This window comes from Azospirillum mesophilum (genome assembly GCF_053470405.2).
This window is the reverse complement of record NZ_JBPXMQ020000013.1, coordinates 1-22,645: the sequence shown is the minus strand read 5'-3', so window position 1 is coordinate 22,645 and position 22,645 is coordinate 1. Positions and strand designations below refer to the sequence as shown.

The following is a 22,645-nucleotide window of genomic DNA, read 5'->3' as shown; positions in this document are numbered from 1 at the left end:
GGTGACGGCATTCTAACCGTCGGAATGGAAATGATCGTATATCTTTTTCGCAACGGCCTTGCTGATACCCTCCACCGCCTCCAAATCCGCCAGCCCGGCGCGCGATACCGCGACCGCGCTGCCGAAATGGTGGAGCAGCGCCTTCTTCCGGGACGGGCCGATCCCCGGAATCTCGTCGATCATCGACTTGCCGAGCGCCTTGGTGCGCTTGGCCCGGTGCGTGCCGATGGCGAAGCGGTGCGCCTCGTCGCGCAGACGTTGCAGGAAATACAGGACCGGGTCGCGCATCTCCATCTGGAAGGGCGCGCGGTCGGGCATGAAGAATCGCTCCCGCCCGGCGTCGCGGTCCGGACCCTTGGCGATGCCGACCAGCGGCACATCGTCGATGCCCAGCTCCGCCAGCACCTCCTGCACGACGTTCAGCTGCCCCTGCCCGCCGTCGATCAGGACGAGGTCCGGCCATGTGCCCAGGGTGCGTTCCGGATCCTCCTTGACCGCTCGGCCGAAGCGGCGGGTCATCACCTCGCGCATCATGGCGAAGTCGTCGCCGGCCGCCCCTTCGGTCTTGATGTTGAACTTGCGGTAGGCGTTCTTGATGAAGCCGTCCGGCCCGGCCACGATCATCGCCCCGATGGCGTGCGCGCCCTGGACGTGGGAGTTGTCGTAGACCTCCACGCGCTGCGGCGGGCCGTCCAGCCCGAAGACCGCCGCCACCCCTTCCAGCAGGCGCGCCTGGGAGGAGCTTTCGGCCAGCCGACGCCCGTGCGCCTCGCGCGCGTTGGTCAGGGCGTGGTCCACGATGCGGCGCTTGTCGCCGCGCTTGGGCTCCACCAGCTCGACCTTGTGGCCGGCGCGCATGGACAGGGCCTCGGTCAGCAGGTCCAGTTCGGGCAGCTCGTGGCTGACCAGCACGAGGTTGGGCGCGGCCTTGTTCTCGTAAAACTGGGCGATGAAGGCGGCCAGCACCTCCTGCGTCTCCGCGCTCTTGTCGTGGCTGGGGAAATAGGCGCGGTTGCCGTAATTGCGGCCGCCCCGGAAGAAGAAGACCTGGACGCAGGTCGTCCCTCCCTCCGCATAGGCGGCGATGACGTCGGCGTCCTCGATGACGCCTTCCACGTTGATGTCCTGGTGCGCCTGCACGGCGGTCAGCGCGCGGATACGGTCGCGGTAGCGGGCGGCCGTCTCGTAGTCCAGATTCTCCGCCGCCTCCGTCATCTTCGCCGCGAACTCGGTCTGGATGTCGCGGCTTTTGCCGGACAGGAAGGCGCGGGCTTGGTTGACCTGGGCCTGATACTCCTCCGGCGAGACGCGCTGGACGCAGGGCGCGGTGCAGCGCTTGATCTGGTATTGCAGGCAGGGCCGCGTGCGCGCGGCGAACACCGTGTCGGCGCAGTTGCGCAGCAGGAAGGCGCGCTGGAGCGCCGTGATCGTCCGGTTGACCGCGCCCGCCGAGGCGAAGGGGCCGAAATAGTCGGCGTCGCGCGACCGCGCCCCGCGGTGCTTGGTCAGCTGCGGGTAGTCGTGGTCCTTGGTGATCATGATGTGCGGGAAGGTCTTGTCGTCCCGCAGCAGCACGTTGTAACGCGGCATCAGCCGCTTGATGAGATTCGATTCGAGGAGGAGCGCCTCGACCTCCGTGTGGGTCGTGACGAACTCCATCGTCTCCGTCTCCGACACCATGCGCTGGAGCCGCACGGGGAGCCGGTTGATCTGGGTGTAGTTGAACACCCGCCGCTTCAGGTTCTTCGCCTTGCCGACATAGAGCACCGCGCCGTCGCCCGCCAGCATGCGGTAGACGCCGGGTGTCTGGGGGAGCGTCTTCAGATGCTCGCGAATCACCTCCGCGCCGCGGGCGAGGTCGGCCGGGCGGCGGCGGGCGCGCTGGGGCGCGGATTCACCTTGAGCGGCGTCCGGGGACGCGTTCTCTGCGGAAGGCTCGGGCGGGGCGAGTTCCGTGGGGTCGGTAGCGGTGTCGGCCATGGTCCGAATGTCGTCGAGCGCGCGGGCCGGGTCAACTGCCCCCTGCCCAGGAGGATTAGAACGAACGACTCACCCCCTCGGAAGAATATCCACGACTCCTGTGGATAAGTGTGTCGATAACATGCGGACTAACACCTTGGGAGCGAGGCGGCGCAAGGCCTCTCTGGGGTCTGCCTATTTTTAAGGCGTTTTTTCTAAGTCATTGATTTGGCAGAGGAGAATTCGAGTCAAGCGGTGCCGTTCGGGGTGCGGCGAAAAATTTACTCCCCATGAAAACCACCCCTTGCGCGCCTTGGGTCCGATGTGTACAAAGCGCGGTCGCGCGGAAAGGCCCCTTTCCGGAGCCTATGACCTAAGTTTTATTCCACGGGCACGAAGCCCTGCCCTGGCTGCGCCCAGCCCAGGTGCTCACCCCCATCGAGCGCGATCATCTGCCCGGTCGCCGCGGGCGCGTCGATCAGGAAGCGCAGCGCCGCGCAGATCTCTTCCGGCGAGGTCCCGCGCTGAAGCGGCGTGGCGTCGCGCTGGGCGGCGAATTCCTCCTCCGACTGGCGGGCGTTGCGCAGGGTCGGGCCGGGGCCGATGCCGTTGACGCGAATGCGCGGCGCCAGGGCCATGGCGAGCGTCTGCGTCAGCGTCCACAGCCCGGCCTTCGACAGCGTGTAGGTGACGAAGTGCGGAGTGAGGTTCCACACCCGCTGGTCGATGATGTTCACGATCAGCCCATGTGCTTCAGGCGGAAGCTGCGCGGCGAAGGCTTGGCTCAGCACGAAGGGGGCGCGGAGGTTGGCCTCCATGTGCCGGTCCCAGGAATCGCGGGTCACGTCGGCCACCTCGTCCCGCTCGAAGCGGGAGGCGTTGTTGACCAGCAGGGTCAGGGCGCCCAGCCGCTCCACCGCCGCGGGGACGAGGGCCTGCACCTCCGATTCCCGCTCCAGGTCGGCCTTAAGCGCCACGGCGGTGCCGCCCATGGCCGCGATCTCCGCGACGACCGAATCGGCGTCGGCACGGGAGTTCAGGTAATGGACCCCCACTGCCCAGCCCCGCGCCGCGAGGTCGAGCGCGATGGCGCGCCCGATCCGCTTGCCAGCCCCCGTGACCAGGGCCGCTTTCTTCTTGATCTCGACCATGCCGCCATAGGTACCCTGCGGCCGATTCCGGTCAAGGGGCCAATTTCGCTGGGGGAGCGTGTCGCGCGGTGCTGCGGGAAGCCTTCGAGTATCTGACCACCCCCTACCCGCCGCTGGCCCGGCGCTATGGATACCTCGCCGAGGCGTTGGCGCTCGGCGCGCGGTACCGGCGCCAGAAGGACGCCTGGGCGCCGCATGTCGCCGCCTGCCGGCGATTCGTGGCGGAGGCCGCGGCGCGGGTGCCCAGGGGCGGGCGGGCGCTGGTCGCCGGATCCGGGCTGCTGATCGAGATTCCCCTGGCCGAACTGGTGGAGCGATTCGACGAGGTGGTGCTGGTGGACCTGGTCCACACGCGCTCCGTTCGGCAAGAGGTGCGGCGGATGCCGGCGGTGAGGCTGCTCACGCTGGATGTGAGCGGAGTGTTGGAACCGTTGGACGGAGCGCTGGCGGCGGGCGGGCCGCTGCCGGTGCCGACGCCGCCGGTGCTGGAGGGAGAGCGCTTTGCCTTCGCGGTGTCGTGCAATCTGCTGTCGCAATTGCCTCTGCTGCCGCTGAACGCCATCGAGCGGACGGCTCCCAAAATGCCCGAGGCCGAGCGCGCCGCCTTCGCCCATGGGCTGGCGCGCGGGCATCTGGACTGGCTGGCGCGCAGCGCGGAGACGGCGGCGCTCTTCACCGACGTCGAGAGCCTGTGGCTGGAGGGCGGGCGCGTGGTGGAGCGGGAGGACTCTCTGTGGGGAGTCGCCCTGCCCGCCCCCGACCGATCCTGGGCCTGGGACATCGCCCCGGCGCCGGAGGAGGACCGCGACCGGGATCTGCGGCACAGCGTCGGGGCATGGTTCGACGTGACGGGACTCGGCGCATCCTGTTGAGCGGAACGACCCGCTTTCTCAGGACAGGATTTCGCCATGAGTGCCGACGACAAGACTCCGGACAACAAGACCCCGCACAGCGACCCCGGCCTTCCCGCCAGCGAGGATGAGCGCCGCAACGCGCCAACCGGATCCCCCACGGGATCGGTGGACAACCCCTCCCCGCGCACCGGCGGCGGGGGCATTGATCCGGCGGCCCTGGGCGGCCCGGCGACGCCGGCCATCGGCCAGGACGGAGCTCAGGCCGGGGGCGGCCCGCAAGTCGGCGCGACGGAGGGCGGGACGCGGGGCGTGCTCGGGCTCGGCACCAGCGCGACCGCCGGGTCCGCGCCTGGATCCGACGACCGGGACCGGCCGCAGCCTCAACCGGGCGGACCCGACCGTATGCCGGACCGGAACGTTGCCGTGGACGGCGGACGCGACAACGCCTGAGCGGAGAGAGGGCGGCCATGGCATCGCTTGTTGAATCGGGGATCGTGCCGCCGGTCCCCAAGCCGCCGGCCACCGACCTGCCCCCGCGGGCGTTGCTCGCCGCGTTCCGGACCAACGCGCTGACGGCGTGGCCCCGCCGCGCCTATGACGAGGCGATTTTGGAGCGCCGCGTGCTTGGGCGGGCGAGCTTTCTCGTCAACGACGCTGCAGCCATCCGGCGGGTCCTGGTCGACAACGACGCCAACTACGGCCGGACGCCGGCCACCATCCGCATCCTGCGCCCGATCGTCGGGGACGGGGTGCTGCTGGCGCGCGGCGACTCCTGGAGAAGGCAGCGCCGTCTGCTCGCCCCGTCCTTCACGCCGCGCACGCTGCCGATGCTGGCCCGCCACGTCGCGCGCGCCACCGGTCCGGCGCTCGACCGGCTTGGGGCGGAAGCCGCCGGCGGCGCGGGGGTCGATCTGCTGCGCGCCATGCAGGCGCTGGCGCTCGACATCGCCGGACGGTCGATGTTCTCGCTGGAGACGGAACGCTTCGGCCCGGCCCTGCGGCGCATGATCGGCCGCTACAACCGGCACCTTGCCCGGCCGCACCCGACGGACTTCCTGTTCCCCCTGGCCGTGCCGACCGTCTGGGACCTGCTGCGCCGGCGCTTCCGCCGGGACTGGATCGGGCTGATCGACGGCATAATCGCGGAACGCCGGCGCGCCGGGCGGGCGGAGGGGCCGCGCGACCTGTTCGACCTGATGGACGAGGCGACGGACCCCGAAACCGGCGCTGGCTTCACGCCCGCCCAGCTGCGGGACCAAGTGGCCACGCTGATCATGGCCGGGCACGAAACCACCGCGCTCACGCTGTTCTGGGCCTGCTGGCTGCTGACGCAGGCGCCCGAGGCGCAGGAGCGCGTGGCGGAGGAGGCGCTGGCGCTCGACACAGCACCCGAAACCGATCCCGAGCGAGCCCACGACGCGCTGGCCCGCCTGCCCTTCACGCGGGCGGTGGTGGACGAGACGCTGCGGCTCTACCCGCCGGCCTACACCATCGTGCGGCTGTCGCTCGGCGAGGATAACCTGTGCGGCGTTCGGGTCCCGGCGGGGGCGCTGATCGCCATCGCGCCGTGGGTGCTGCACCGGCACCGGCGCCTGTGGCGCGACCCGGACGCCTTCGACCCGACGCGCTTCCTTCCCGGCGCCCCGGTGCCCGACCGCTTCGCCTTCCTGCCCTTCGGCGCCGGGCCGCGCGTGTGCATCGGCGCGCAGTTCGCCCTGACCGAGGCGGTGCTGGTGCTGGCGGCGCTGTTCCGCCGCTTCCGCATCTCCCTGCCGGCGGGCGCCCGGCCGGTGCTGCCGGTCGCGGTGGTGACCACGCAGCCCGACCACGCACCGGCCTTCCGAATCGCCCCGCGCTGACGCTCGGCCGATAAGCCGGCTGATTCGGGGGCGCGGTTTGGCGTAGGATGCCGGCCCGCCGCGAAAAGGACCATCATGCCCACCCCGTCCGCTTCCCGCCGCCACGCTTCCGCCTGCCCGCACGATTGCCCGTCCACCTGCGCGCTGGAGGTGGAGGTCATCGACGGAACCCGCATCGGGCGAATCCGCGGGGCGGCGGACAACAGCTACACGGCCGGGGTGATCTGTGCGAAGGTCGCCCGCTACGCGGAGCGTATCCACCACCCGGACCGGCTGACCCATCCGCTGCGCCGCACCGGCCCGAAAGGCTCCGGTCAGTTCGAGCCGATTTCCTGGGACGACGCGTTGGACATCGTGGCGGAGCGCTTTCTGAAGGCCGAGCGGCGGTTCGGAGCCGAGACCGTGTGGCCCTACTATTATGCGGGCACCATGGGTCTCGTTCAGCGCGACGGCATCAACCGGCTGCGCCACGCCCGGAACTGGTCCGGCTTCTTCTCGACCATCTGCGTCAATCCCGCATGGTCCGGCTGGCTGGCGGGTGCCGGCCGGCTGGCCGGGGCGGACCCGCGCGAGATGGCGGTGTCCGACCTCGTCGTGATCTGGGGCACGAACGCGGTGTCGACCCAGGTCAACGTGATGACCCACGCCGTGCGCGCCCGCAAGGAGCGCGGGGCGAAGATCGCCGTGGTGGACGTCTACCGCACGCCGACCATGGAGCAGGCGGACATTCCCCTGCTGATCCGGCCGGGCACCGACGGGGCGCTCGCCTGCGCGGTGATGCATGTGCTGTTCCGCGACGGCTTGGCCGACCGCGACTACCTCGCCAGCCACGGCGACGATCCCGCCGGGCTGGAGGCCCACCTCGCCACCCGCACGCCGGCCTGGGCGGAGGCCATCACCGGGCTGCCCGCCGCGGAGATCGAGGCCTTCGCCCAACTGGTCGGGCGGACGAAGCGGTCCTTCTTCCGCCTTGGTTACGGGTTCACCCGCTCGCGCAATGGTGCTGTGAACATGCACGCGGCCTCCTGCATTCCGGTGGTGTCCGGTGCATGGAGGATTGAGGGCGGCGGGGCGTTCCACAGCAACAGCGGCGTCTACGGCTGGGACAAGACGCTGATCGAGGGGCTCGACCTCCGCGACCCGGCGGTGCGGCAGCTCGACCAGTCGCGCATCGGCCCGATCCTGGAAGGCGATGCGGAGGCGCTGTGCGGCGGGCCACCGGTCACCGCCATGCTGATCCAGAACACCAACCCGGTGACGGTGGCGCCCGACCAGACCCGCGTCCGACGCGGCTTCGCCCGCGATGACCTGTTCGTCTGCGTGCACGAGCAGTTCATGACGGAAACGGCGCGGATGGCCGACATCGTGCTGCCCGCCACCATGTTCCTGGAGCACGACGACCTCTATCAGGCCGGCGGCAACCAGCACATCCTGTTCGGCCCGGCCCTGGTGCCCCCGCCGGGCGTGTGCCGCCCGAACCACGCGGTGATCGGCGGGCTGGCGCAGCGGCTGGGGTCGGACCAGCACCCCGGCTTCCACATGACCGCCCGCGAGTTGATCGACGCCACGCTGCGGCGTTCCGGTCATGGCACGCTGGAGGAGCTGGAGGCGGCCCGCTTCCTGGACGTGCAGCCGGATTTCGAAACCGCTCACTACATCCAGGGCTTCGCCTGGCCGGACGGCAAGTTCCGCCTGAAGCCGCAATGGCCGAAGGTGCCCTTCGCCGCACCCGCCACCTTCGGTCCGGCGGACGCCATGCCCGCCTTCCCCGACCATTGGGCGGTGATCGAGGAGGCGGATGCAGAACATCCGTTCCGTCTGGTCACCGCGCCCGCGCGCAACTTCCTGAACAGCAGCTTCACCGAGACGCCGGGTTCCCGCTCACGGGAAAGCCGCCCGTCGTTGCGGATACACCCGGAGGACGCGATGGCGCTGGACATTGCCGACGGCGACCGGGTGGAGGTCGCGAACCAGCGTGGTTCGGTCTTCCTGCACGCGCAGCTTTTCGACGGCGTGCGGCGGGGCGTCGTCGTGGCGGAGTCCATCTGGCCGAACCGCGCCCACGACGGCGGACGCGGCATCAATACCCTCACCGGAGCGGACGCCGTCGCCCCCTTCGGCGGCGCGGCGTTCCACGACAACCACGTGCGGATCAGCAAGGCACCGCCCGAAACGCGAACTGTTGGCAAAATGATCCCAGGCTTGTGGAAGGCGTGATGCGGCCCAAGTCGGGCGCACGTACACCCAGCTGTTACCGTAGCAGGGAGGAACGTGCGGCAGGATACTTCCGCGTCGTTGTCGTCTGTGCCCTGATAAGCGTCCGCTTTCTACAACAGGGCGATGATGATGGCGAAGCATGCGAAGGCACGGAAGCACAGCCACGCGGAAGGTCTTTTCACGAATCATGCCGTCGAGGACGCCGTACACGAAAAGCTGAAGCGACGGAGCTACGAAAAGGAACTCGCCAAACTCCATGTTGAGTTGGTGAAACTGCAGCAGTGGGTCGTTCACAAGGGACTCAAGGTCTGCATCGTCTTCGAAGGCCGCGACACCGCCGGCAAGGGTGGGACCATCAAGGCGATCACGGAACGCGTCAGCCCGCGCGTCTTCCGCGTCATCGCTCTGCCGGCCCCAACCGAGCGCGAGAAGTCGCAGATGTACGTCCAGCGCTACATTCCCCACCTGCCCGCTGCCGGAGAGATCGTGATCTTCGACCGCAGCTGGTACAACCGCGCCGGCGTCGAACGGGTCATGGGCTTCTGCACGGATCAGCATGTCAAACAGTTTCTCGATGCCGTTCCCAAGGTCGAGAAGGCCATCATCGAGTCCGGGGTTGTTCTGCTGAAATACTGGCTCGACGTCAGTCCCGAGGAGCAGACACGCCGGCTGGAGGCGCGGATCGACGACGGGCGGAAGGTGTGGAAGCTGTCGCCGATGGACCTGAAGTCCTACAGCCGCTGGTACGACTATTCGCGCGCACGGGACGACATGTTCGCTGCGACCGACACGCCCTGGGCGCCCTGGTACGTGGCCCGGTCGGACGACAAGCGGCGCGCACGGCTGAACATCATCCGCCACATGCTGTCCCACATTCCCTATGAGGACTTGCCGCGTGAGAAGGTGAAACTTCCAAAGCGGCAGAATCCGGACGGCTATCGGGAACCCGACTACACCTACAAAATGGTCCCCGAATGTCGCTGGGCAAACGATTAGCGGCTGACAGATGGTGGCACCGGGCGGCGTCGCGGCGTCGCCATCCCAATCCTGACACCGCCGGCCGGATCAAGCGGCCTTGGCTGTCCGGTAATGGCACGTCCTTTGCCGAGTACACCCTGAGCTGAGCGGCAATCCTGGTCCTCGGGCTGCCTGGTTAGAACGGTCAGCGAACGTCGAAAGGTAGCAGCCCGCGAGGAGCCTCTGAGGAACTGCGCCTGTTTGACGAACTGGCCGGCATTCTGGCGCCGGCATTCTGGCGGTGTGCGATGACGCCAACCCGAAACGCGAACAGCCCGCCTCCAGAGGAGGCGGGCTGTTCGCGTGGGTTTGGTTGCGGGGGCGCGCAACCGCCGAGAATTGACGCTGCCACCAGTGGCGGTGTGACGCTTCCTCAGTCAACGAGCAAAGCCAAAGCGGCCGCAACTGACTGAAGAGCCGCGCCAGCGCCAAACCAGAACAGGCGTTGGCCGATTACTCCAAGTAATAGTCAACGCCGTTCTTTCCAATGGCGTGAAGGTGGCACAGGCTGAACGCGATCCCCGCGTTGCGGCATTTGCGTTCAATGAAGCGCGCTTCCTCAATGTCGTGGGTCGACATGATCACTTGGTAGCGTTCAGCGCGCACCAGGGGGCGCAGCACATCGAGGAAAGCGGCCTTATGCACAAGGTCGTTGTATTGCAGCGGGTCGTCGAGCAGGAGAGCGCGCCAGCGCGACCAGGGTTGCGATGTGCTGGCAGCCAGGAGGAAGCTGAGTGCCTTGACGCCGGCCTGCCCTTCGCTGAGGCGCAGTTCCGCGTCGTCTCCATCCACCAGCACCTCCACCTTCGACTTGTTGCGAAGACGGCGGTGCTCCATGCCGACACGTCTATCGGGGAAGGAAGACCAAGCTAAATCGAAGGCGTTCGCCCGCTCTTCCAGCGGTTCGATGATGGCCTGGATGAAGTCGTTCTGTTCGTCTTCGATTTTGCTGCCGACAGCGTCCACCAAGCCGCGGGCCCGGCTCCAGGCCCGCGCATCCAATTCCGCCGCCGCGATCCGTTCATCCAGCGACGACAGGCACGCCACGGCGTCGGGTGCGTCGTGTTTCTTCACAAGATCATCGATACTCTTCCGCAGGCGTTGCTGGCGTTCGTCGGCACACCAGCGCTCATACCCAGCCGTGAGGGCGGCGCATCGCTCGCCCACGCCACGCACCACGTCCACCCACGCCTCGGCCTGGGCACGCGCCAGCGCCAGGGTCGCGGCCGCGGGCTCACCAGCAAACCCAGCCGCCTGCCAGACGTGCAAGGCGGCCTCCTGCGCGACGGCGAGGGGCTCGCGTTGCGCCGCCAGCGCTGCCAATTTTTCCGACGCCCACTGCGCGAGCGGTTGCTTCCCGTCGCTGACGCCCAGACCGGGATCCAGGGCTCGTTCCGCCGCCGCCAAGTCTCTTTTCGCCTTGGCGACCGCCTGCTCGGCCTCGGCCAACGCCGCTTCCGTCGCCGGCAAGTCCTGATCGAGGGAGCCTAGGACAGCGGCCAAGGCATCGCGCGCGACCTCATCGCGCTCCGCACGTCGCTGCCGCAATGCGTTCTCGGCGGCCTCGATCGCCTCGTTGGCGCGCGTCACCGCATCAGCGGCGCGCAACAGGCGGTCCTGGAGCGTATCGTGGGGATCAAGGGCGCGGCGTTCCTCGCGACGTTGCGCCACGTCCACTTCCGCAGCCGCGAGACGGTCGGCCAGCCACTCGGTCAACCCTTCCAGCGGCCGCCCGCCGATCCGCGGGTCGTGACGGAGCCCTTCGGCCAGGGCCTTCGCTTCGCCTTCCCTGGTGTTGAATGCGTCGAGCCGTGCAAGGGCGGCGGCGAGCCGGGGGGCGTGCTTGGTGAGCGCGTCCACGCGGGCCCCAAGGTCGCCGCGCACCGCCGAAACACGCTCCGTGGCCACCTTCAGTTCCGGATCCTGCCGTTCCAGCGCGCGGCGTGCGCGGGCGAGCAGTTCGCCTTTGCCGTGCTCCGTCAAGCACAGCGGACACTCGGTGTGGCCCTCATGCAGCTCCTTGACCAACGCGCTGAGGTGGACCGCCTTGCCTTCAACGCTTTCGGCCGCTGCGACACGGCGGGCCTCCGCCTCGGCCAACTCCAGTTCCGCCTGAGTGTGGGCGTGCAGGAGTTCCTCCTGATGCGCCTTTGCCGCATCATATGCGGCCTGGGCAGCCGCGCGGTCAGGTGCCTCGTCGGTAACGGCGCGCAGGGCGTTGTGCGCACGGCTCCCGGCATCGGCCAGTGCCCGCCATCCCTCCAGGATCTTCTCGTCGCTGCGGACGTGTTCGTCCATTTCGGCAACCAGGGCATCCAGCGCCTTCAGTTCCGCCTGGGCATCCTGTGCCGCCGCGCCAGCCGCGCGGCAGTCTTCCAGTTGGTCGGATGCCGCCTGTATCGTTGCGTCCAGCGCCGGCAGGCGCGCCAGCAGGGATCGGCGCCGCTCAAGCTGATCACGCGTCTCTTCCGCTTGATGGACTTGGCCGCATGCGGTGAGCAGCGCGTTCACCCCGGCAATGCTGCGGTCCAGAGGCATGAGCTGGGCGACCCGCGCCTGCCACGGCTGCAACTGCGCTTCGGCCCGTGCCAACGCTGTCCGTTGCGCTTCCGTCGTTGCCTGCGCCTGTTCGACGGCCAAGGCGAGTGCTTTCAGCAAATCAGCCGCGTTGTCGGGCCGGGACATGGCCGTGCCGGCTGCGGCTTGCAGCCGGTCGATAAGCGCCCTGCCCTCCTCCATCACATGTTCGGCGGGATAGGCCGCCGCCGCGCCGAGCAGAGCATCGTGCTCGCGGATCTGCCGCAGGAGATCCTCAAGCTCCTCCCGCGCTTTGGCGAGGGCATCCCGCTTTTCCGCTGCGCGCTTGGCACCGTTGAAAAGCTGCAGTTTGATCCCCTGTCCCAGCCGCTCCATCATGCGGTCGATGCGGGCGGCGCCGGTCAGATCCTTCAGATCCTTCCACCGTTCCTCCGGCGAGCGGGAGGTCAGGCGAAGGATCGGCGATTGGCTCATGAAATGCGTCAGGCCCAGGTAGGCCGACAGGTCGTGGATGGGGTGCGGCCAATCGGGAACGGCCAAGTCCTTGATGACCTGTTCCTTCTTGGGGCGGGATTTCGGCCCGCGCGTGATGACCGTGCCATCATCGAACGTCAGCGTCACGCCGTGGCTGCCGGCACGGACACCCCTGGCCCTGCGCGTCAGCGCCGCCTCGATGTCCTTGCTGGGGTGCCGGCCCGTGAAACGGCGGATGCCGTCGGTCAGCGCCCACTCGATGCCCTCGATGAGCGTCGTCTTTCCGAGACCGTTAGCCCCGGCCAGCATGAGGACGCTCGGCCCAGGATGCAGCGGGATGCGGCGTTCGGCGCCGAAACTGCGGAAGTTGTCCAGCAGGATCTCGCTCAGGAAGATCTGGTCCGTCATGGCGTGACCTCCAGCGCGTGGACAAGCCGCTCGGCCAAATCCGGACTTTCCTTTGGATCGGATAGGATCGCGATCCACCGCTTCGCCTCGTCTTCGCTGAAACCCTCTCCAGCGATGCGCGTGAACAGCCGCGCCACGCGGTCGAGGTCTCCTGCGGGCGATCCGGCGATGTGTTCGCCGCCCTGTCCTTCCGCTGTGCCGTCGTGCCGTCGCGTCGGCGGCCAGGGGCGCGCCAGGAAGGTGCGGTTCAAAAGGCCGTCCAGCGCATCGCCAAGCTTTTTCGGGTCCGAAGGCGGCAGCCAGACCAGCTTGCGGCACACGCGTTCGTCGCGCTCGATGGTGTTCATGGCCTCGCGCCACGCCTCGTCCTCGTCGCTCCCCGAAGGTCCGACGAGGATCAGCAGCAGATCGTCGCCCGTGTGGCCGAGCCAGGACCAGTCGATGGCCGCTTGATTGAGGTGTCGGCGGAGTTCCCCTTCCACCGCATGGCTGTCCGGATCCGTGCCGAGCGAACCGATGAGCACACGGTGGTAGCCGATGGACAGGGCGGCGGCATGCCTCGGCAGATCGTCCTCCGCGACGAGAGGCCGGCCCTCCATCGTGATCCCGGCCGCCGCATGCTCCACCCAGAGACGCCTCTTCAACATGTTTTTCGGCGTGCGGCTTACGGCGAGCGACAGGGCGTCGGGCCAATCGTGCTGGACCATTTCGGCGCGCACGGCCAGGGCGTTGGCCAGAATATCGAGATCAGTCATTCGAACCGGCTTCCGTCGGAACGGGGGAGGAGATGTTTTTCAGGTAATTGGCCTGTTCGCTCCACAACGCGTAGAAGATCTGGCGCAGATAGAGTTCCACAGCCGCGCGCCCTTCGCTCAAAGCGTCGGCAAAATCGCTCTCAAAGGCCAGTGCCACGGGCCGAGCCAGACTGATGTCGTTCAGCCGCCCGTCCGACGACCTGCGGCCGATCAGGCGGGTTGTGGCGTGTTGCAGGGCCAAGGAGCTTTCCAGGCCGCTCAGGACGACCAAGCGCGATCGCCACGGAAACTGCGAGAGCTTTTCGGTATGATGCGTAACCGGCTTGCCCTTGACCCTTTGGACGCCCGAGCAATGCCCGAACAGCCGCTGGGAAGCGAGATTCCCGGGCACTCCGCAGTGCGGCTTCAACGGCCCATCCCCCTGCGGGTGCAGGATGGCGTCGCCACATTCGGCGACGACCAGGGCCAGGATGGTGGCCGGCACCATGCAGCCGTCCATGGTCTGCGGTCCGATGCCGACCCACCCCTGGGGCTGGCCTTCGTCGTCGAGGAATGAGACGAGCATTTCGAAAAAGCGCTGCCGGATCGCCGGGCCCATCTCGGCCTTCCACGCGTCCCACACCTCCAGCAGACGCTCGGCCAAGGCTTCCTCGACGAGAACGTCGCCGCCGGACCAAGCCAAGCTCCGGCTCAGGCAGCCCTTCACCCCTTCGTCCAGCCGGTTGAAGGACCATTCGTCGAGCGCCTTTTCGATCTGTCCGGCGAGATCGTCGGCAGGCTGCCCGCCCGGTGCGGAGGGCGACGGCGGGCCGGTGTCCGGCATGGCCTGCCATCGGTCGCCGATCCCGCCGGAGAGGCGAACGGGCATATGCTCGTTTAGGTAGGAGGTGCAGCCCTGACGCCACTCGTCCCGGTCCACGGCCTGGACGTGGAACGCGTTCCGCCGGGCATGGCAGAGCAAACGCAGCAGCGCGCGCCGCAACCTGGGCGGACTGCCGGACCACCGGGCGGCGATGCGCAGGGTCCCCACTGGCGGAGGGTCCTCCCACAGCCGTTCCGCCTGATCCGGCCCGAATGCCCCGGTCCAGGCGAAGCGGCCCGGTCCCACCTCGCGGATCTCGACGGCTGAAGGGATGATTGCTGGCATCGGCGCCGGCGCCGGAAGACGGGCGAGAATTTCGAAGGCGACGGCAGCGGCCCGGTCGGCCGCGATCTCCTGGCTGCCCTCGGCGTCGGTGATGCTCTTGTCCTTCAGCAGGTCGGAGATGCCACGGACCAGAAGCCCCTTCACCGAGCTGTTCTTGTACACCGTACCGAGGAAGCCGTATCCCTCCATTTCGACGGCGAGGGCGTCGTCAAAATGATTTCGCAATGACAGATAGAGGTCGGCCTTTGTGGTACTTAGTACTTTCTCTCCGGCGGCCACTGGTCCGGTGAAGACTGTGCCGTCGGGAACCGATTGCCGCAATCGCGTCCACCAAGCAGAATCGAGCACCAAGGCTTGCCCTTGCTGATAAGGCTCGAAGTGGGGGCGGTGCGATTTTGGCCGCGGTTGGAACCTTTCGTCGGTCTGCTTCCCCTTCTCATAGGGATAGACGACCTCGGCCACCACCACGTCGCCGATAGCCACATCCTTAAGGCCACCAGCGATGCCGACGAACACCGCCGCTTCCGGCGCGTAGTGGGCGATAGCCCGCTCCGTCGCCGCAGCCGCCTGATCATTGCCTTCGCCAGTAGTCGTCACGGCCACACGCCAGTCACCGAAATTCCCGATGTAGAACACCATTCCCGTCACCGTCTCCACGGTGCGGTTGGACAAGTGCTGCAGCACAGCCCCGGTTTCCACCGGGATGGCGGTCAGGATGACGGCGGTGCGGGTCGGGAAACCGTTCACGGCGGATGCCTCACGCCCGCCCCATCGACCACAGTCTGGTCATGCCCTGCAGGATCAGCCAGACCGCCTCATCGATGTCCTGCATCCGGAGCAGGGCAAGGTTTTCCTCCGTCGACAGGCCATTGTTCAATCCGTTCAAGTCAGCCCCGGCCACGTTTCGGATCTCCCGGAAGACGGCCTCGCAGTCGATGGGCGGCAGCGGAAGCTTGCGGTCCACGATGTCGCGGTCGTAGAAGCGGACCATCGCGTCATAGTCCTGGTCCGCGCGCATAGCCTTGGTATCCAACCTCGCCGGTGTCTCCCCCCGCAACAGTTCCGCCACCGCCTGCGCGGCGCCACCGAAACCGCCCAGGATGAACACTGGCTTGCGTGCCTGCAACGACAGCAGCACCTCCTCGACGATACCCGGGTAACGCCCTGTGAAGGAGCGAAGCTTGCCGCCCAGGACGACACGCGCGTCGGTGTCCGCCGTCATCCTTTCGCGCATGGCCAGCATGCCACGAGCCCAGGCGTAGGCTCCCCCAGCGCTGTCCCTCCCCGGAGCCGTGTGCGGGTCCACGAGGCCGGCGTCCACCAAGTCCTGCGGCGGTGGGACGGGGATGACCTGCAGGTGCTTGGCCTGCCCTGCCAGTTCATCCTCGCTCACCGTCAGGTGCTTGGGCCACGGCAGATAGTTGCGAATCCGCTTGTAGGGATCGCGCTGGGTGGCGTTGTGCGCCCGCACCAAGCCGACCAGGAAGTCCGTGATTCCGCCCGACCGCAGGTCGCCGCCATAGGCCAGCGTTACCCCCTTGGACAGCAGCGCCCTGGCGATCAGGTCCGTTGCTGCCGACAGGTGGGCCTCCGAAAGCCCGACCTCATCCAAGCCCTCCGGCGGTGTTGAAAGGGAGAGTCCAACAGTCCGGCGGCTCAGTTCGCGCGCGCCGTAGGTCAGCGGTGTGATCAGCGTCGTTTGGGGGTGCTGAAGGTCTTCCAACTCGCATTGTGCCAGCGGGGGATCAGGATAGACGACGGTGTGTGCGGTAAGGGCCTCAAGGCGGCGCAGATCGCGGTCTTCAGGCGGGCGAGGCGACACAACCGCGTCGGTCGGCAGACGGCCCAGGCTCCGCAGATATTCGAGCCGCCCGCGCACATAGAGGAAGCGCATGGTCTCGACCACGGTCGCCTCAACGGCGTCGAGAAGGCGCGCCTGCTTCTCCGCCATCTTCGTGGAGGGGCGGATGTCGATGCGCAGGCAGGGCACATTGCCCATGCACGGCAGCGTGCGATCCTCCCGCTCCTCCAGCGCATCGAGAATAACGATTGGCCGCTGCTTGCGCTTGGCCGCTAACACCTCCAGTTGGCACCAGGGGCTGGCGGCGTAACCGTCAGAGCGGACAACGAGCAGCGTGCTGCGGTCGATGTCCGTCTCGATCACCTTCTCGATCTCCTCGGCAACATCAATGTTGACCGTATCGAAGAAGTACTTGATTGCCGGCCCGTCCCGCGTCAGCAGCTCCCTGATTTCCTTAGCCAGGGAAAGTGAGCGTGGGTCGCGTTTGGTGTGGCTGATGAAAAGCTTTACACCCGCCGGCGCGCCCGGAACGCCGCCTTCTATGACACGGCTGATCTGCGCCGCCGCATGCAGGCACAGTTCCTGGACCTGGACGCCAGCCGGATAATCGAACAGCCGGACGGCTAAGCGGGCAGTGATTGCTTCCGGAAGCTGAAGCCCGTTCTGGTCGACGGCGACCACCACCAGCCTGTGGCGATTGCCGGAGGCGTTCACCTGGGCCTGCAAGCGCGTCAGCGCCGTGACCCAGTTGTCATCCAGCACAAACTTGCTTTCGACCAGCGCGAAGATGACGCTGTGAGCGGCTGCGTCCAGGTCGATGCCGGCCGGTCCAGCGTTCCACCACCCGTCCGGCCGGGTGCGGAAGAACGTAGGTATGCCGATTTCTCGCGCGAAGGGCCGCTCGGTGTTCCAGCTCAAAAGTTTGAACAGCGCGCCGGCCATCGGCCGGCACTTCGCTTCGGCATGCCAGAGAACATAAACATTGAGGAAGGGAATGGTGACAGACATGGCCGTTGGTCAACGCTACCGAAAGGGGTAGAAATCTTACCAGAACACCCATAGGCACGGGAACGGAATTTCAGTTCCAAGCCAATTACGAGAAATTCCTCCCAGCAAAAAAACAGATCGGCAAGCCTTGCTGGCAGGCGCGGCTGTCGAGGTCAGCGAGGTAGGTTTGCTGATTGCCTCGAAAGCGCGTCCGCCAAGTCCGGGCTTGGCGCCGGGTTTCCAAAGTCCGCCAGAGGTTGAGCCATCGCGCGTGGTCGGTGGCGAGATCGCGGGCGGTGAAGGGAGCGATGCGGGTTGCCGTGGCAGCCAGGATGCGCACGGCCCCGCGCAGCACCAAGGACGGCGAAGCGCCCTTGCGCCCGGTGGCCCGGCGCTCATGATGGCGATGGCTGCCGAACAGATGTTCGAGATCGTTGTTGGTGCGCGGCATGTCGGGCACGGCGTAGCACTGGAACAGACCGGGCCGATAGCTGGCGGTGACCTTCGCGAAGTGATCGGCCGCCGCGGTCAGGGCGCCGGCCCGGTGGCGCCGTGTGCTCCACACCGCGATCAAGCGGTCGTAGCGCGCCTGCGCCACAGCGGCGGGATGGCTGGCGGCGTTGGCCAGGATGTAGGCCGCCGCGTGCAGCCAGCGGTGGGTTTCGCGCACGTCCGGCCAAAGCGCCGCAGTCCGCACCAAGCCGCGTCGAAGCAGGTCGCGCAAACGTCGCAACGGCTGGCTCAGCCCCCTTTTTGCTCGACCCGGTCGAAACTGTGGGCAATCGCCTCCAACCGGCCCTTCAGTGTCAAGCCGGGAGCGGCCAGCGGCGGGTGGCCGTCGTCAGTGAGCGCCGATCGCACGGCGGCGCAGTAGGCGGCAACCACCGGCGCGGTACCGCCCTCTTGCCCTTTGGTCCGGCGCTCCATCGGCCACACGCCGCGCACGGTTTTCTTGAGTTCCTTCTTGGCGTGGCGGTCGGCCTCGAAGAGAGGGCGCGCCGCCTCGCGCAGGTAGTGGAACTGGCACAATTGATGCGGCACGCCGGGCAGCGCCTCGGCCACCGCCCGCCGGATCGAATGCTGGCCGTCGCTCACCACCCCAGCTAACGGCACGGGCAGCGCCGTGATCACGTCCCGTAGCAGCCCAGCGAAGGTTGGCTTGGGTCGCCGAAAACAGCGAGCACGCCAGCAGGACCCGTGCCGGCAGGCAATCGCGGGTCACCCACAGCACCTCGTGCCCGACGTCCGGCTGCAAGCCGTCCAGCGTCAGGATAACGCGACCCTGTGCGGCCACCGCCGCCCGGTACGGTGCGTCCAGCGTGGCGGCGACCAGTTCGTCGTAGCGGTCGAGTAGATTGGTAACCGTGCGTTCGCTGATCATCAGCCCGCGCTCGCGCAGAGTGGGGTGGATCTCCGGTACGCTGCGATGCTCGCGATGGCGCCCCCCCCCCGATCAGGGCAATGACGTCGAGCCCGAACTCGTGATGCGGCAGGGTGAACTGCCCTTCCGCCTCCGGCCGATAGGGCTGGTGGTGGCGGGTATACGCTGGGTTCTCGCAGCTTTGGATCTTGAGCCGAAGCCGCTCAAAACCGCTCAGCTTCAGCACTGTCCGGCGGTTCTCATAGCGGATGCGCATCCGCCATCCGCGCATTCCCGATGCTCCGGCACCAGAACTCGTTCCGAGCCTTGGCGAACCCAACAGACCCGCCGCGCCATCACACCCTCCAGGGCACTCACTTCTCCATGGCTCAGCAGGCAGCAGGGCTTGCCGACCTAGAAAAAAACCAATCCGATCGTGAGATCATGGGCTCAATCGTTCGGGAGATTTGGGATTTCGACGATCGCCAAAGACGTCCCGGCGAAGCCCAGCCTTTCGAGAGCCGCCAGTCCCTGCTCCCGATCCAGCCATGCACCGCTGTGCAGGAGCGAATGGCTCGCCGTTTCGAACCAGCGCCGCCCTTCGGTGCTCAGCATGGAAGACCGCAGCATCCGGCCGATCAACCCCTCCACTCGTTCCACGAGCCGCGCGTCGCCGCTGCGATGCGCAAGCGGCAGCAGCGGAGCGAGGAAGTTGGCGTAACCATCGACGTCCTCCTCCATCCAGCGCGTCTCGAAATATGCGGCAATCGCCGCGGTCAGTGCCGGGTAGGTTCGGCCGGACGACCGTGCGGTGGCGAAAAGACGCTTCAGCAGAGACAGACGCATTTCCACAGGCAGCCGACTTCCCTTATCCAAAGGATGGGCAGCACTCGCGAGATAACGGGCCAAAAGCCAGCGCCGTGTGCGTTCGCTGCGGAACTCGTCCGGGCGGCTCAGCAACGCCGCCGCGGTGGACGCACCCTCGGTCGGTAGCCCGGATCGCAGCCGCACCAACGCCCTCGCCGCAAGCTGCCGCCAGCGTGGCCTATGCAACACTTGTGGCCTCAGTCGCAGCAGGCGATTCAGAAGGAACTCCGCATCCCTGTCCCTCCAGCGGAGACTCGTCCATGCATGAGCCTGGGATATCGCCGTTTCAAGCTGTCGCTGATCAAGTTCCTTCCCCCGGCGCAACAGTGGCTTGAGCACATGGGATGCGTCGACTCTGAGTGCGTTGTCCCCGTTCGCGAGCCAGCGGAAGGCGGCGGTGATGGCGCGGCCGGCGTCCTCGCCGTCCAGATCGCTCCGGCCCAGAAGCGGGGCCAGGACGAACCCGGCCTCGGCGCGTGCGCCAAAGTCCCCGTGCTCCAGCCAGCGGACGGCGGCGGTGATGGCGCGGCGGGCATCGTTGTCGTCGAGATCGCTCCGGCCCAGAAGCGGGGCCAGGACGAACCCGGCTTTGGCGCCTGTGCCGAAGTCCTCGTGCTCCAGCCAGCGGAAGGCGGCGGTGATGGCGCGGCCGGCATCGTTGTTGTCGAGATCGCTTCGGCCCAGAAGTGGATGCAAGACGAATTGGGCCTCGGCGCTTGTGCCGAAGTCCTCGTGCTCCAGCCAGCGGACGGCGGCGGTGATGGCGCGGCCGGCATCGTTGTCATCGAGATCGCTCCGGCCCAGAAGGGGGGCCAGGACGAACCGGGCCTCAGCGCTTGTGCCGGAGTCCCCGTGGTCCAGCCAGCGGAACGTGGCAGCGATGGCGCGGGCAGCGTCCTCGCCGTCCAGATCGCTCCGGCCCAGAAGCGGATCCAGGAGATGAGTGGCCGCGGGTGTCAGGCCGTGTGCTGCGATCCAGGTCTCCGCGGAGATCCGGAGGTCGCCGAAACGGCCGTCGGGGACCGTCTTCAGCGCTCGGCTCAGCAGGTGACGGGCTTCATGCACGCCGCTGCACGCAGCCAGCCAAGGCCGGACAATGGCATCCCAGTGCGCCAAAACGGCGCCGGACAAGGGAGAGGCGAGCACCGCCCCCATGGCGTAAGCCACGGTGTCGGGCTTGTCCGACCGCAGCGCGTGACCACAGAGTTCTTCGTGCCGGTCGAGCCAGTTGCCCAAGGCACGCTCCAGGGCCTCGCGCCGGTCGGCCTCCAGCTCACCGAAGGCGCGGGTGAAGGTGGCGGCATACCGGCCCAGGACGCGCAGGTCATCCAATCCCGGTCGCAGCAGTCCGTCCAGTACCTTCGGGCGCGGGCGGTTCCTTACGGGATCGAACAGGCAACGTTCGACGACCTCGTCCGCCACCACGTCATGCGCGACAAAGGCATACCCGTCGCCATCGCGTTCCAGCCATCCCATCTCCACCAGCAGATCAACGTAATACTGTGCATCCTCCGCATCGCCTTCCCCTGCGGTGTGCAGGGCCGTCAGCGCAATCTGGGGCAGCTTCGAAAACAGCAGCGGTGTCGCGGCTAGCACCGCCGCAGCGGCGACCATAGCCGCCTGCGGTTCGGGGACGCGGCGCTGCAGGCCGGTCCCCTCCGCGGTTCGCGTCGGCACCAACCCGTCGTCCCGCAGGCGGGTTTCCAGCCAGCGTCCCAGATTGGGTTGGTCCTGGCGAGCGTTGGCGAGAAGTACGGAAAGATCGCTGAGGGCGCCGCACCGTTCGATCTCGCGGGCAATGAACAGAGCGATAATCGGCCGCGTCCCGACGACGGGTAGCAGTGCATCCATCCCACAGCGCCGGCAGGCGTTCGGAGCCACGGCCTCGACCATTCGGCGCACGATGCGGTCACGCTGTTCTTCCGCGGTGGCGAAGGTGTGGTAGGTGAAAAAGCCCTTCCACTCGTTCTCCCGGTCCTTCGCCGCGCCTGGCCGGGCGATGGCGAGGACGGCGAGGCGGCCGCCGCGCTGCACGGCCGGACCGATGACCCGCTGACGCAGCGCTTGCAGGTCGGTGTCGCTGTTCAGCGCTTGGCACTGCTCCAGGCAATCGACGACCAGCAGCACGGGCGCCGTCTCGATCCCCGGCAATGCGGTCGCCGCGATCATCTCGACGGTCGTCCTGGCCTCGTTGCCCTGGCTGTCGCGACTTGTGGCGGCGACGTGCAGGACGCGCCATCCCTTCGCCACGGCCCGCCGCGCCACCTCGACCGCGGTGCGGGTCTTGCCGATGCCGCCGGGGCCGACCAGGAGAACGCCGCCCCCGTTCGCTTTTCTGTCCAGCTGTTCGAGCAGCCGATCCGGGTGCTGGCTGGAGTCCTCCGCCGGCGCGACGAAGGCCAGCGCCTCGTCCTTTAGGTAGGCGCGGGCACCGGTCAGCCCCACCTCGTAGGTGGCATGCTCCAGCAGCGCATCCGCCCCGTTGCCGAGCCACGCATCGCGCAGGCGAGCGTGCGCGTCGAAGGTGGCGCGCAGGTTCGACCAGTCCGCCACCGACACCCACCGGATGGGCGGGCGCCGGTCCGCGGGGAGGTTGCGGAAAAAGGTCTCGATCCGCTTTTGCAACTCGTCACGGGTATCCTGGGAGATGCGGCCCGACACGCAATACAGATAGCCTTGGGCGCGGCGCCATGGCCTGAACAGGCCTGGCCAGCCAGCTTCCGCCTGCTTCGTGAGCTTATGTTCCACAGCCTTCCATCCGGCCAGGACGTTGGTCGCGTGGTTTTCCGATTTTTCATTGTGCCATTTGCACTCGACGACCAGCGGAAAGAAGGCCCCCTGAAGTAGCGGTGAGTCGAAGCGGTCCGTTTCCAGCCAATGATCGATGCTGCCGTCCTGACCAAGGGTGGGGCTTACGGTTGCCCGACCGTCGAGGTGCAGCACCCAGTCTCCCACAAGTTGCTGAAAGGCGTCGTCTGCGTTGCAGAAATGGGACGCCCGCGCGCCTCCTAACTCCTCCAGGCGGTACTTTTCAGGAAACACCCGCATTGGCTTGGCTCATTAAGGGTGGGCGCCACCTCCTTTGATAGCACGACCGATGGCCTGCGCGCCAATTTTCCTATGCTCAGCCTACGAGCATTCTGAGTTTTCAGAGTCCGTTTGACAACCTGTTCAGTGGCAGACACGCCGGAGTAGCAGGCTTGCCATGGCGAGTTGTATCATGCCGCTGGAGACGTCGATCCGGGCTTCAT

12 protein-coding genes and 1 pseudogene are annotated in these 22,645 nt (G+C 67.4%); 5 read left to right on the top strand and 8 right to left on the bottom strand.

Translation table 11 applies throughout. From position 1 onward, the window contains the following. Positions 1–12: 12 nt before the first annotated feature. Together uvrC and ACSVC7_RS14200 are read right to left on the bottom strand one after the other, a co-directional pair. Positions 13–1,980, bottom strand: a complete 1,968-nt coding sequence (gene uvrC, locus ACSVC7_RS14205) for an excinuclease ABC subunit UvrC (protein WP_448204988.1) — start codon at positions 1,978–1,980, stop codon at positions 13–15. A gap of 359 nt (positions 1,981–2,339) precedes the next feature. Next, positions 2,340–3,110 carry an SDR family oxidoreductase gene (locus ACSVC7_RS14200; RefSeq protein WP_448204987.1) on the bottom strand — a complete coding sequence of 257 codons (771 nt, stop codon included), beginning with the start codon at positions 3,108–3,110 and terminating at the stop codon, positions 2,340–2,342. A gap of 68 nt (positions 3,111–3,178) precedes the next feature. Between ACSVC7_RS14200 and ACSVC7_RS14195 the strand changes: the two genes are divergently transcribed. From ACSVC7_RS14195 to ppk2, 5 genes are all read left to right on the top strand, one after another. Then, entirely contained in the window at positions 3,179–3,982 is an 804-nt protein-coding gene (locus ACSVC7_RS14195; RefSeq protein WP_448204986.1) for a hypothetical protein, read from the top strand. Between the two features lie 36 nt (positions 3,983–4,018). After that, positions 4,019–4,414 carry a hypothetical protein gene (locus tag ACSVC7_RS14190; protein WP_448204985.1) on the top strand — a complete coding sequence of 132 codons (396 nt, stop codon included), beginning with the start codon at positions 4,019–4,021 and terminating at the stop codon, positions 4,412–4,414. A gap of 17 nt (positions 4,415–4,431) precedes the next feature. After that, positions 4,432–5,823, top strand: a complete 1,392-nt coding sequence (locus ACSVC7_RS14185) for a cytochrome P450 (protein WP_448204984.1) — start codon at positions 4,432–4,434, stop codon at positions 5,821–5,823. 75 nt (positions 5,824–5,898) lie between these two features. After that, a complete protein-coding gene (locus tag ACSVC7_RS14180) occupies positions 5,899–8,040 on the top strand; it encodes a molybdopterin-containing oxidoreductase family protein (RefSeq protein WP_448204983.1) in 2,142 nt (713 codons plus the stop codon). Between the two features lie 123 nt (positions 8,041–8,163). Further along, complete coding sequence (gene ppk2 / locus ACSVC7_RS14175; protein ID WP_448204982.1) at positions 8,164–9,036, top strand: polyphosphate kinase 2; 873 nt, start codon at positions 8,164–8,166, stop codon at positions 9,034–9,036. 474 nt (positions 9,037–9,510) lie between these two features. Here the strand turns inward: ppk2 and ACSVC7_RS14170 are convergent, their stop codons facing one another. The 6 genes and pseudogenes from ACSVC7_RS14170 to ACSVC7_RS14145 form a co-directional block, all read right to left on the bottom strand. Next, complete coding sequence (locus ACSVC7_RS14170) at positions 9,511–12,477, bottom strand: AAA family ATPase (protein ID WP_448204981.1); 2,967 nt, start codon at positions 12,475–12,477, stop codon at positions 9,511–9,513. Then, a complete protein-coding gene (locus ACSVC7_RS14165; protein WP_448204980.1) occupies positions 12,474–13,232 on the bottom strand; it encodes an ABC-three component system middle component 1 in 759 nt (252 codons plus the stop codon). The genes ACSVC7_RS14170 and ACSVC7_RS14165 overlap by 4 nt, the downstream gene beginning before the upstream one ends. Further along, entirely contained in the window at positions 13,225–15,126 is a 1,902-nt protein-coding gene (locus tag ACSVC7_RS14160) for an ABC-three component system protein (RefSeq protein ID WP_448204979.1), read from the bottom strand. Before ACSVC7_RS14160 ends, ACSVC7_RS14165 begins: the two co-directional genes overlap by 8 nt. A gap of 10 nt (positions 15,127–15,136) precedes the next feature. After that, complete coding sequence (locus ACSVC7_RS14155) at positions 15,137–17,188, bottom strand: TIR domain-containing protein (RefSeq protein ID WP_448204978.1); 2,052 nt, start codon at positions 17,186–17,188, stop codon at positions 15,137–15,139. Positions 17,189–17,273: 85 nt separating this feature from the next. Further along, positions 17,274–18,804, bottom strand: a pseudogene (locus ACSVC7_RS14150) (ISNCY family transposase). A 173-nt stretch (positions 18,805–18,977) separates the two neighbouring features. Beyond that, entirely contained in the window at positions 18,978–22,337 is a 3,360-nt protein-coding gene (locus ACSVC7_RS14145; protein ID WP_483508370.1) for a hypothetical protein, read from the bottom strand. Positions 22,338–22,645: the final 308 nt, after the last annotated feature.